The organism is Bradyrhizobium sp. F1.13.3 (assembly GCF_040548265.1).
GTDB lineage: Bacteria > Pseudomonadota > Alphaproteobacteria > Rhizobiales > Xanthobacteraceae > Bradyrhizobium.
Window position 1 is genome coordinate 144,361 of record NZ_JBEPRI010000007.1, and the last position, 12,075, is coordinate 156,435.

Below are 12,075 nucleotides of genomic sequence, written 5' to 3' on the forward strand. Positions count from 1 at the left end.
GCACGCGATGGACGACCTGAAATCGATCATTGGAAAAGTGGCGACCGGCGCCAGCCTGTCGCGTGACGAAGCGGCCTCCGCCTTCGACGCCATGATGTCCGGCGAGGCTACGCCATCGCAAATGGGCGGCCTCCTGATGGCGCTGCGGGTGCGCGGCGAGACCGTGGACGAGATCACCGGCGCGGTCTCGGCCATGCGCTCCAAGATGCTCACGGTCGATGCGCCCGCGGATGCGGTCGACATTGTCGGCACTGGCGGCGACGGCTCCGGCTCGGTCAATGTCTCGACCTGCGCCTCCTTCATCGTTTCGGGCGCCGGTCTGCCGGTGGCCAAGCATGGCAACCGCGCGCTGTCGTCGCGCTCGGGCGCCGCCGACGTGCTGGCTTCGCTCGGGGTGAAGATCGATCTGAGGCCGGAGCAGGTCGGCCGCTGCGTGCGCGAATGCGGCATCGGCTTCATGTTCGCTCCCTCCCATCATCCCGCCATGAAGAACGTCGGCCCGACCCGGGTGGAGCTTGCGACACGCACGATCTTCAACCTGCTCGGTCCGTTGTCCAATCCGGCCGGCGTGAAGCGGCAGATGGTCGGCGTGTTCTCCCGGCAATGGGTGCAGCCGCTGGCGCAAGTGCTCAAGAACCTTGGCTCCGAATCCGCCTGGGTCGTGCACGGTTCCGACGGCCTCGACGAAATCACCCTCACCGGCCCGACCTTCGTCTCCGCGCTCCACAATGGCGAGATCCGGAATTTCGAGGTGACGCCGGAGGACGCGGGCCTGCCGCGCTGCGACGCCGGTGAACTCAAAGGCGGCGACGCCGACGCCAACGCGATCGCCTTGCAGGGCGTGCTCGACGGCAAGCCGAGCCCCTACCGTGACGTCGCGTTGATCAACGCCGCTGCCGCATTGGTCGTAGCGGGGCGTGCCAGGGATCTCAAGGAAGGTGTCGTGATCGGCGCAAAATCGCTCGACAGCGGCGCGGCGAGCGCGCGGCTGAAACATCTGATCGCGGTCTCGAACGGCTGAGCCTGACATGTCGGACATCTTGACCAAGATCGAAGCCTACAAGCGCGAGGAAATCGCGGCGGCCAAGCGCGCGCAGCCGCTGTCGGCGGTGGAAGCGAAGGCCAGGGCGCAAGCAGCACCGCGCGGCTTCGTTCGCGCGATCAGGGCCAAGCACGCCAATGGCGACTACGCGCTGATCGCGGAGGTCAAGAAGGCCTCGCCGTCAAAGGGCCTGATCCGCGCCGATTTCGATCCGCCGCTGCTTGCCCGTGCCTATGAGGCCGGTGGCGCCGCCTGCCTGTCGGTGCTGACGGACACGCCCTCGTTCCAGGGCCATCTCGACTTCATGGTGGCGGCCCGCGCGGCAGCGTCACTGCCGGTGCTGCGCAAGGATTTCATGTTCGACACCTATCAGGTAGCGGAGGCCCGCGCGCACGGCGCCGACTGCATCCTGATCATCATGGCGGCGCTCGATGATGCCACGGCCAAAGAGCTCGAGGATGCCGCCATCGCCTATGGCATGGACGTGCTGATCGAGATCCACGACCGCGCCGAGCTCGACCGCGCGCTGAAGCTGCGTTCGCCGATGATCGGCGTCAACAATCGCAATTTACGCACCTTCGAAACCACGCTTGCGACCAGCGAAACATTGGCGCCGCTGATCCCCGGCGACCGGCTGATGGTCGGCGAGAGCGGCATCTTTACGCCCGCCGATCTGGCCCGCCTCGAGCGCGTCGGCATGTCGACCTTCCTGGTCGGCGAGAGCCTGATGCGGCAAGCCGACGTTACCGCTGCGACGCGCACGCTGCTGGCGCGCGAGACCGCGCGCGCCACAGGCACGAACTGATGGCGCGTAAGCCCGCAAAGGCCAAACCGACCAAGACCGGCCCTGCCCTCACCCATATTGGCGCCTCCGGCGAGGCGCGGATGGTTGACGTGTCGGACAAGCCCGCGAGCGAGCGGCTCGCGGTCGCGGAAGGACGCGTCGTCATGAGCAGGGCGACGCTTGACCTGATCCTGTCCGGCAACGCCAAGAAGGGCGACGTGCTCGGCACCGCCCGCATCGCCGGCATCATGGCCGCCAAGCGCACCTCGGAGCTGATCCCGCTCTGCCATCCGCTCGCGTTGTCGAAGGTAACGGTCGAGATCGAGCCCGACGCAACGCTGCCTGGCTGCCTCGTCCGCGCCAGCGTGAAGGTCACGGGCCCGACCGGCGTCGAGATGGAAGCGCTCACCGCCGTCTCGGTCGCCTGCCTCACCATCTACGACATGATCAAGGCGGTGGAACGCGGCGTGCGCATCGAAGGCATCCACCTGGTCGAGAAGCTCGGCGGCAAATCCGGCCATTACCGCGTCTGATTGCCGCTGCTACTTCAGCGACGCGCTGATCGAGCCGAATTTTGCATTGAGCTTGCCGCGCGGGCCGTTCACCACGGATGATCGCAAGCCCGATGCCGGCGCGCCCGCATATTGATTGCTTTTGCGAGCCTCCGTTCACGGCGCATTAACCCAGCTTGCTAACTTCGCCTCCACTCCGTTCCCGTAAACCAACGGATGTTTCAGGGGTCAAGGATTGACCCTGACGTGTGCACGACAACGATCGATCATGATGACGGGATTCGGCAGTCGCCTTTTTGACCAGGCCTTCGTGCGCAGCGGACCGATCCGCTGGCTGGTGGTGGGCGGCACGCTGCTGATCGCGGCCATCGCCGTGGGCGCGACGCTGATGGCGGAGAATTTCCGCGAACGTGCGCTGCGCAACGCGGGCCGCGAGCTGGAAAACACCGTGCTGATGTTGGCCCATCATTTCGACCAGCAACTGCAGGATTTCGCGGTCATCCAGAAGGATTTCGTCGACTACGTCCGCGCGAGCGGCATCACCAATGCGGCGGACTATCGCAAACGCCTCGCCGGCCACGACCTCCACCGGATGCTGCGTTCGAAGATCGAGGCACTGCCCTACATAGGCGGCGTCAATATCATCGATGCCGAAGGCAATTTGATCAATTCGTCGTCGGCATGGCCCGCCCCGAGCGTGAACGTTGCCGATCGCGCCTATTTTCGCACCTTCCGGTACGATCCCGACGCTCCCGACGTTCTGATCGAACCACTTTACAGTCGCATCTCCGGCGCCTGGACGATCCTGATCGTGCGCAAGGTCGTGGGACCGAACGGCGAATTCATGGGTGTGGTCGGACGCGGCATCGAGCCGGCAAATTTCGAAAAATTCTTCGAGTCCGCCGTGCTCGGCGAAAGTGCGACGATCTCGATGCTGCACCGGGACGGCACCATGCTCGCCCGTTATCCCCATTCCAGCGAATTGATGGGGCGCAATTTCAAGAACGGCCCGTTCGCACATCAAAAGGTTTTCGGGCTCGACCATTTTGCCGGCCGCTTCATCAGCCCCGTCGACGGTGAGGACCGGCTGATTTCCTCACACGCCCTGCCTCACTTCCCGATCCTGATGATGGCCACCACGACGCGCGCGACGGCACTGACGGATTGGCGCGAGCAGATCGGCATCCTGATCTCGGTCGCCGCCTCTTCCGCGCTCGCCATCGCGGGCGTGCTGATCGCGATCGTACGCAAGCTCCTGGAGCAGCATCGTCTTTCGCGGGAACGGTTGACGCTGGAAATGCAGCGTCTCGACCGCGCCGTCAACAACATGACTCAGGGTCTGCTGCTGTTCGACGCCGCGCAGCAGCTCGTGATCTGCAATCAGCGCTACATCGAGATGTACGGGCTGTCGGCCGAAATCGTGAGACCCGGCTGCAGCTTCCACGACATCATTGCGCACCGCAAAGCCACCGGCTCGTTCACCGGCGATCTGGACCAGTATGTCGCACGGGTCCTGCGCGACGTCCATCTGCGCAATTCCATGGTGGTCGACACCTCCGACGGCCGCTCGATCCAGATCGTCAACGAACCGCTCACGGACGGCGGCTGGGTGGCGACGCATGAGGACATCACGGAGCGCCGGCGTATCGAGGAGCGCATCACCCATCTCGCTCACTACGACGCGCTGACCGACCTGCCCAACCGCACCATGTTCCACGAGCATCTGCGTCAGGAACTCGATCTCGTCGCCGGGGGCGAACAACTCGCGGTGCACTACATCGACATCGACGAGTTCAAGGGCGTCAACGACGCGCTCGGGCATCTCGTCGGTGACGAGCTTCTGAAGTCGGTTGCGCAGAGCCTCCAACGGTGTGCGGGTCCGGCGGACTTCGTGGCGCGGCTCGGCGGCGACGAATTCGCCATCGTCCAGAGCGCGGTGACATCGCTGGATCAGGTCAACGAGCTCGTCGCGCGCGTGTTCGAAGCCATCCGCGCGCCGTTCGACTGCATGGGACATCATCTTGCCACCGACGCCAGCATCGGCATCGCGCTGGCGCCGGAACATGGAACGGCGCTGGACCAGATCCTGAAGAACGCGGACATGGCGATGTACGCCGCCAAAGCCGCCGGGCGCCGCACCTATCGCTTTTTCGAGCCAGAGATGGACGCCAAGGTCCACGAGCGGCGGCAGCTCGAGATCGACCTGCGCCACGCCATCGCCCAAGGCGGGCGCGAAGGCGGCCTCGAGGTGTACTACCAGCCCTGCCTCAGCCTGAAGGACGACCGCATCACCGGCTGCGAGGCGCTGGTGCGCTGGCGCCATCCCGAGCGCGGCATGGTCTCGCCGGCCGAGTTCATTCCGATTGCCGAGGACACCGGGCTGATCAACGAAATCGGCGAATGGGTGCTGGCGACCGCCTGCCGGGACGCGGCGAACTGGCCTGACGACATCCGCCTCGCCGTCAACGTCTCGCCGGTGCAGTTCAAGAGCGGCACGCTGGCGCTGAAGATCATGGCAGCGCTTGCCGCCTCCAATCTGCCGGCGAGCCGGCTCGAGCTCGAGATCACCGAGGCGGTGCTGATCCGCGACGACGACACCGCGCTTGCGGTCCTGCATCAACTCCGCGCCATCGGCGTCCGCATCGCGCTGGACGATTTCGGCACCGGCTACTCCTCGCTGAGCTATCTGCATCGCTTCCCGTTCGACAAGATCAAGATCGACCGCTGCTTCGTCAACGACATCGCCGGCCCCGACGGCTCCGCCAGCATCGTGCAGGCCGTCGTCAATCTCGCGGCCGCCCGCCGCATGACCACCACGGCCGAGGGTGTCGAGACCGAGGAGCAGCAGCGTCTGCTGCGCGCACTCGGCTGCTCCGAGATGCAGGGCTATCTGTTCAGCGCCGCGAAACCCGCCGACAAGGTGCTGGAGCTGTTCGCAGCTCATCGCAGCCGTCTCGCCCAGCGCGGCGGCAACGAAAGCCGCCGCCGCGAGGCAAGCTAGGGATCTACCACCACACACGCGGGAACGTCAGCTCACGGGACAAGGGTGCCCACTTGGAATTATCGACCAATTGGTCTATATATCGGTAATGCGTCGCCAAATCCCTGTGCAGTTGCCCCGTGGCCGTCCCCGAAGTTTCGACGTGGAAGCCGCGGTCGAGCGGGCGATGGGCGTGTTCTGGTCGCGCGGTTATCACGCAACGGCCCTACCGGACCTTCTTCGTGCGACGAAGCTCTCGCGCGGCAGCCTTTATGCGGCTTTCGGGGACAAGCACTCGCTGTTCTTGCGTGCGCTTGATCGCTACATCGCCGATGCCCTGACACGCATGGATGTCGAACTCGACCCCCGCAGAGATCCGGTCGACGGCCTGCGCGCCTACCTCGCCGGCTACGTTGACCGAACGAGCGGCGCCAATGGCCGACGCGGATGCCTGCTGGTGGCCACAGCCATGGAGCTGGCTGGCCGTGACGCCGAAGTTGACCGCCGCATCGGGAGCTTTTTCAAAGCCATGGAGGCCAGGGTGGCTGATGCACTGTCCCGTGCGAAGGCGGCGGGCAAGCTGGCCGATGCCGTCGAGCATTCAAGTGCCGCGAAAATTCTCGTCTGTTTCGTCGAGGGGCTGCGCGTCGTCGGCAAGGCGGCATCGACGCGGATCACGTCACAAGCCACCGCTGACGCTCTCCTCGACCGCTTCATCAGGTAGACAACCGTTTTATCAGGTTCGGCCGCTTCCGCTGCTGGCGCGTCGAAATATAGACCGAACGGTCTTGAAAGGAAGAATGTCATGTCGGCCATCCAGATCGTCTGTGCGGTGGCCGTCCCCCTGCTCTGGGGTTACCAGTTCGTGGCCATCAAAGTGGGCGTTACGGAGTTTCCCCCTCTCTTCTTCCTCGCGCTGCGCTTTTTGGCCATCGCGCTGCTGCTCACTCCCTTCGTCAAACGGCCCACGCGTCGGCAGCTCGGCCCGATCGCAGCAATTTCGCTTTTCCTCGGTGGGCTGAACTTCGGTCTCTTCTATGTCGGCCTCGGGCTCGGCTCGGGCAGCATGTCGGCCGTCGCCTATCAACTCGCCACGCCCTTCACGGTCCTGTTAGCTTGGCCGCTGCTCGCGGAGAGGCCATCTCTCACCACTTCCGCTGGAGTAGTGCTTGCATTCGTCGGTGTGGTCATGTTGGCGGCGGAGCCCGGCGTGTCCGCAAAAACGCTTCCACTGCTGCTCGTGGTCGGGGCAGCCTTTGCATTCGCGATATCCAACGTCTTGACGAAACGCTACGGGCCTTTTGATCCCCTGATGTTGATGGGGTGGTCCTCGCTGCTCACGGTGCCGCAAGTCATGGTGATGTCGCTGCTCCTTGAACATGGACAACTCGCGAGCCTCGTTACTGCGGATGGACGTGGTTGGCTGGCGCTCGCCTACACGATTTTTATCGGGGGAATTGTCGGGTTTGGCCTATGGTTCTGGCTGATCGGGCGTTGCTCCATGGGCCGCGTCGCGCCCTTCGGTTTGCTGCTTCCAGTGTTCGCCTTGACGTCCAGCGTGATGTTCCTTGGCGAACACATGACTTCAAAGTTGATTTTCGGCGGGCTGCTCGCGATCTCCGGCGTCGCCATCACACAGTTGAGACCGAGCGCTTGATTGATTTGAACGGCCATAGCTCTTGAGCTGTCGGCCCGTGAGGACTTGACCGTGGTGACCCGCCAAGCTATCCCGCCCTCGCAGCTCCTCTGGCGCTGCCGTAGGCGTTACCGTCATCCAACGCGTCCTTTGTCGAGAGGATCCCAGCTGGGAGATCTCGATTCACGAGACGCCACGGTCATGCCATCACTCTCCCAGCTTGCGGACGCTTTCCCGTTCAAGACGTCATTTCCGGCACGGCTTATCCGCGCCTGGATGTTGCTGTCGCGCCGGGATTGCTCGCCGGCAGGGTTTTCCTGGATTGCCGTGGCCTTCACCTCCACAGAAAGGCAGCAACCATGAAGATGACCGGCAACACGATCCTCATTACCGGCGCCACCAGCGGCATCGGCCGCGCATTGGCCGAGGCTTTCCACGACCGCGGCAATCGCGTCATCGTTACCGGGCGACGGCAGTCCTTGCTCGATCAGATCACCGCTGAACGCCCGGGCCTGATCGGCCTGACGCTTGACCTCGCCGATCCCTCAAGCCTGCCGCGCTTCTCGGCCGAAATCCGAGCAAGCTTTCCCAGGCTCAACGTGCTGATCGCCAACGCTGGCATCTCGCGGCCGGAGGACATGACGGCAGACGGCTGGGACGCCGCGGACGCGGAAGCCATCGTCGCGACCAACATTCTGGGCGTGCTGCGCGTCACCGCGGCGATCCTGCCGCTCCTGAAAGGGCAACCGAACGCGACGATCATGGCGACCAGCTCGAACCTCGCCTTCGTGCCCGCGCTGACTTCCCGGCCTACTGTGCCAGCAAGACGTTCCTGCACTCCTGGCTTCAGTCGCTGCGGCATCAGCTTCGCAAGATCCCCGTCGAAGTGCTGGAGCTCGCACCGCCCTATGTGCGGACCGAACTCACCGGCTCGCAACAGGCGAGCGATACGCGCGCGATGCCGCTTCCCGCCTATATCGCTGAGGTCATGCAATTGCTGGAGTCGCGGGTCCATCCCGGCGGCGAGGTGCTGGTCGCGCGCGATCGCGCCCGGCACTGGTCGAGCGCGACGGCCGCTACGAGGCCACCTTCGCGGCTATGAACCCGAGCTGACACAGCGTCCCGAAACAAGTTCGCCCGGGAACGGCTATCCATTCCCGGGCGATCAATACCTTACCGTCGCGAGGGCCTAGGCTAGTTCGGCACCGCAGCCTTCAGCGCCGGCTTGGCGGCGACGGCATTTGCGGTTTGGCCGTGCAGGAAGTCGTAGGCCGTATGCAGGGCCTTGTCGTCTTTCGCTTCCGGCGGGACATAGGACTGCGATCCGGTCTGCTCGGTGCCATCGGCCGCCTGGAGATGGCCGCGCATCTGGGACTCCGCCATGGTGTCCATCCGGCCCTTCAGCTCGGGCGGCACGTCCTGGAGGATCTCGATGTCGGGCGCGATGCCCTGGGCCTGGATCGAGCGGCCCGAGGGTGTGTAGTAGCGCGCCGTGGTCAGCGCCAGCGCGCCGTTGCCGGTGCCGAGCGGAATGATGGTCTGCACCGAGCCCTTGCCGAACGAGCGCGTACCGATCAGCGTGGCGCGCTTGTGGTCATGCAGCGCGCCGGCCACGATCTCCGAGGCCGAGGCCGAGCCGCCATTGACCAGAACCACCAGCGGCTTGCCCTTGGTGAGGTCGCCACCATGCGCGGTGAAGCGCTGGGTCTCTTCCGGATTGCGGCCGCGGGTCGAGACGACCTCGCCACGCTGCAGGAACGCGCTCGACACCGACACGGCCTGGTCGAGCAATCCGCCCGGATTGTTGCGCAGGTCCATCACGTAGCCCACCAGCTTCTCCGGCGGAACGTCCTTGGAGATCGATGCGATCGCCTTCTTCAGGCCATCGGTGGTCTGCTCGTTGAACGAGGTGACGCGGATATAGCCGATATCGCCATTCTCGACGTGGAAGCGCACTGGGCGCACATGGATGATCTCGCGCTTGATCGCGACGTCGAGCGGGGCGTCGGCCCCCTTGCGCACGATCGTGAGCTTGGTCTGGGTCTCGACCGGCCCCTTCATCTTGTTGACGGCCTGCTCGAGCGTCATGCCCTGCACGGCATCGCCATCGATCTTGCTGATGAGGTCGCCCGACATGATGCCGGCCTTGGACGCCGGCGTGTCGTCGATCGGCGAGACGACCTTGACCAGCCCCTCCTCCATCGTGACCTCGATACCGAGCCCGCCGAACTCGCCGGAGGTGGTCTCCTGCATCTCGGTCCAGGCCTTGTCGTTCATGTAGCGCGAGTGCGGATCGAGCGAGGTCACCATGCCGGTGATCGCGCCTTCGATCAGCTTGGCATTGTCGGGCTTCTCGACATAGCTCGCCTTCACCCGCTCGAACACTTCGCCGAACAAATTGAGTTTGGAATAGGCGTCATCCGCCCTCGCTGCCGCCCGTGCCGCCCATACGCCGCCATGCGGACTGGCTACCAAAAGGGTCAGACACGCTCCAGTGAGCGCGCCCAGTGGAAACAGCAGGGTTTTCCGCATGGATAGGCTGGCCTTTTTGCTTCGCGGTTCGGTGGGGCTGGGGAGCCGCCATCCAAATGGCGATCCAGCCTGCTTCTCACAATACCATTCCGGTTTCTTCAAGGCCGGGATGCCACGCCGGCGGGTACCCCGTAAAAATCCCTTCGTCCGGACCTAAACTTTCGGCAACGTTGCAGGACCCGGTATGAGCGCAGCGGGACGGCCGGCCGGCCCACGCCTTGCAGCCATGCCATTTTAGGATGGTTTTGGCGACGCGGACGGGTTAGGCGATGAGGTAAGGCTTCAAATTCTCGGGAGGATAACAATGAACGAAGCACCCCGCATCCAAGCGGAAAGGAACGTCGAGCTCGGCGCCAGCACCGAGCCGTTCCAGAATCTGCATGAATTCATCCGGAAAGCGCGTTCCAACCTCAACCAGAATGCCTGGGATTATATCGTCGGCGCAGCCGAGACCGAGACCACGATGCGTCGCAACCGCATGGCGCTGGACGAGATCGCCTTCCGCCCGCGCGTGCTGCGCGATGTCCGCAAGGTCACAGGTTCGGTCGAGCAGTTCGGCCGCAAGATGCGCCTGCCGGTGGTGCTCGCCCCCGTCGGCGCGCTCGAGATCTTCGACCCGGATGGTGCGGCGAGCGTAGCGCGCGCCTGCGGCACTTTCGGTGCAGCGCACATGCTCAGTTCGGTGTCCGAGCCCGGCCTCGAAAAGACCGCCGAAGCTGCGCCCGACGCCCTGCGCCTCTACCAGCTCTATGTGCGCGGCGACGACGCGTTCGTCGCCGACGTCGTCAGCCGGGCCGAGAAGAATGCCTATGCCGCCTTCTGCCTGACCGTCGACACCGCTCATTACAGCCGTCGCGAACGTGACATCGCCAAGCGCTACGTTCGCGAGAGCCGCCTGCGCGCCACCGGCGGCGATTACCAGAAGGGTCTGGAGTGGCGGACGGTGAAGATGATCAAGGACAAGTTCAAGATCCCGCTGATCCTCAAAGGCATCGCGACGCCGGAGGACGCGCTGATCGCGATCGATCACGGCGTCGAATGGATTTACGTCTCCAACCATGGCGGCCGTCAGCTCGATCACGGTCGCGGCGCCATGCATGTTCTGCCCGAGATTGTCGACGCCGTGAACGGCCGCGCCAAGATCATGGTCGATGGCGGTGTCTGTCGCGGCACCGACATCGTCAAGGCGATCGCGGCGGGCGCCGACCTCGTCGGCATCGGCCGGCTGCAATGCTGGGCGCTGGCGGCGGCCGGCGAAGCCGGCGTGGCGCGCATGCTGGAGCTGCTCGAGGACGAAGTGCTGCGCTGCCTCGGCCTCTTGGGTGCAACCTCGTTCGCCGAGGTCAACAAATCCTGCCTTCATCAGGCGACCGCAACCAACGCGCCCAGCGTGTTCAGCGCGTTTCCGCTGTTCGACCACGAGCCATATCGATACTGAATGAAAGGGTGCAGGTGACATCGCTCTCTCCCGGCAGCGCGGATGCGCTTCTGTTCGATCTCGGCCGCGTGGTGCTCGATATCGATTTCTCCAAGGCCATCGCCTGCTGGTCGGGACATGCCGGCTGCAAGCCCGAATCCCTCGTCGCGCGCTATGTGCGGGACAGCGAAGCCTATCGGTTGCACGAGATGGGGAAGATCAGCGATGAGGACTATTTCGCCTCATTGCGAGCCTCGCTCGGAATCGGCATTTCGGACGCGCAGTTCCTGGAAGGCTGGAACGCGATTTTCGCCGGCGAAATGCCTGACATCGCCGAGCTGCTGCCGCGGGCAGCGAAGCAGATGCCGCTCTACGCTTTCTCCAATACCAACCGGCCGCACGTGGACCATTTCTCAAGGGAATATGCCGACCTCCTCGGCCATTTCCGCGAGCTCTATTTGTCGTCCAGCATCGGCTTGCGCAAACCGGATGCGGAGGCCTTCGACCACGTCGTTGCAGCGATCGGCGTACCCGCCGGGCGCATCGTGTTCTTCGACGATCTTGCCGAAAACATCGAGGGAGCGCGGGCGCGCGGCTTGACGGCCGTGCATGTGACTTCGCCGCGTGACGTCGGGAACGCATTGAAGGCATTGGGCATTTGACGAGGAGCCCTTGTCGCGAAACCCACGGCGGCACGGCCCGACGGGACCAATTTTGAAGGAATTGAGGAACCCGATCACTTTGTGCATTTTTGTACAGAGTTCCGGGAACGGAATACCGCCTTCCGGACTCTTAGAGTCCGTTGGGACTTCTACGGACGGATGCATCATCGTGCTGGGCAAAACCTACCTCACCAAGCAAGCCTCTCTTCTTCTTGAATTCGCCAGGACAACTTCAGATTCGGACCTTTCCGCCAAGCTTGTGAGCAAGGCCGCCGACCTGAAATCCCAAGCCGATCCGCTACCCGACAAGGATCAAGGACCCAAGGCGCCCGACGTAACTCCCGGGCAGGCAGGGAGCTGATCGATACAGGCCGGGGGGCGCACGTCGTTCTCGTCTTACCATGACCACTATCCTGCCGATCTGTAACCTCCTTCGGATCATGGCGCGACGCGCTTGATCCCGGCTTCCGGAACAACATGAAGCGGCGGGAATGACTGCGCCCGTTCAGC

10 protein-coding genes and 1 pseudogene are annotated in these 12,075 nt (G+C 64.1%); 10 read left to right on the plus strand and 1 reads right to left on the minus strand.

Going from position 1 to position 12,075, the window contains the following annotated elements; genetic code table 11:
- The first annotated feature begins 7 nt into the window (after nt 1-7).
- The 7 genes and pseudogenes from trpD (at nt 8) to ABIB66_RS20400 (ending at nt 8,056) form a co-directional block, all read left to right on the plus strand.
- Nucleotides 8-1,021 (plus strand): anthranilate phosphoribosyltransferase, encoded by a 1,014-nt coding sequence (trpD, locus tag ABIB66_RS20370; protein WP_275171242.1) that lies wholly within the window; start codon nt 8-10, stop codon nt 1,019-1,021.
- A 7-nt stretch (nt 1,022-1,028) separates the two neighbouring features.
- Nucleotides 1,029-1,847 carry an indole-3-glycerol phosphate synthase TrpC gene (trpC, locus tag ABIB66_RS20375; protein WP_275171243.1) on the plus strand — a complete coding sequence of 273 codons (819 nt, stop codon included), beginning with the start codon at nt 1,029-1,031 and terminating at the stop codon, nt 1,845-1,847.
- Nucleotides 1,847-2,359 (plus strand): cyclic pyranopterin monophosphate synthase MoaC, encoded by a 513-nt coding sequence (gene moaC, locus ABIB66_RS20380; protein ID WP_275171244.1) that lies wholly within the window; start codon nt 1,847-1,849, stop codon nt 2,357-2,359. Before trpC ends, moaC begins: the two co-directional genes overlap by 1 nt.
- Before the next feature lie 247 nt (nt 2,360-2,606).
- Nucleotides 2,607-5,339 (plus strand): bifunctional diguanylate cyclase/phosphodiesterase, encoded by a 2,733-nt coding sequence (locus tag ABIB66_RS20385; RefSeq protein ID WP_354209830.1) that lies wholly within the window; start codon nt 2,607-2,609, stop codon nt 5,337-5,339.
- An 88-nt stretch (nt 5,340-5,427) separates the two neighbouring features.
- Entirely contained in the window at nt 5,428-6,042 is a 615-nt protein-coding gene (locus ABIB66_RS20390) for a TetR/AcrR family transcriptional regulator (protein WP_354209959.1), read from the plus strand.
- Nucleotides 6,043-6,123: 81 nt separating this feature from the next.
- Complete coding sequence (locus tag ABIB66_RS20395; protein WP_354209831.1) at nt 6,124-6,975, plus strand: DMT family transporter; 852 nt, start codon at nt 6,124-6,126, stop codon at nt 6,973-6,975.
- 344 nt (nt 6,976-7,319) lie between these two features.
- Nucleotides 7,320-8,056 (plus strand): annotated as a pseudogene (locus ABIB66_RS20400) (SDR family oxidoreductase).
- Nucleotides 8,057-8,148: 92 nt separating this feature from the next.
- Here ABIB66_RS20400 and ABIB66_RS20405 read toward each other — a convergent pair.
- Nucleotides 8,149-9,486 carry a S41 family peptidase gene (locus ABIB66_RS20405; protein ID WP_354059104.1) on the minus strand — a complete coding sequence of 446 codons (1,338 nt, stop codon included), beginning with the start codon at nt 9,484-9,486 and terminating at the stop codon, nt 8,149-8,151.
- Between the two features lie 304 nt (nt 9,487-9,790).
- On the opposite strand from ABIB66_RS20405, the gene ABIB66_RS20410 reads away from it, so the two are divergent.
- From ABIB66_RS20410 to ABIB66_RS20420, 3 genes are all read left to right on the plus strand, one after another.
- The gene (locus ABIB66_RS20410; protein ID WP_354059102.1) at nt 9,791-10,924 is read left to right on the plus strand and encodes an alpha-hydroxy acid oxidase; all 1,134 of its coding nucleotides are present in this window, start codon (nt 9,791-9,793) and stop codon (nt 10,922-10,924) included.
- An 8-nt stretch (nt 10,925-10,932) separates the two neighbouring features.
- Nucleotides 10,933-11,565 carry an HAD family hydrolase gene (locus ABIB66_RS20415; RefSeq protein ID WP_275171250.1) on the plus strand — a complete coding sequence of 211 codons (633 nt, stop codon included), beginning with the start codon at nt 10,933-10,935 and terminating at the stop codon, nt 11,563-11,565.
- Nucleotides 11,566-11,734: 169 nt separating this feature from the next.
- The gene (locus ABIB66_RS20420) at nt 11,735-11,926 is read left to right on the plus strand and encodes a hypothetical protein (protein WP_275171251.1); all 192 of its coding nucleotides are present in this window, start codon (nt 11,735-11,737) and stop codon (nt 11,924-11,926) included.
- The last annotated feature ends 149 nt before the right edge of the window (nt 11,927-12,075 follow it).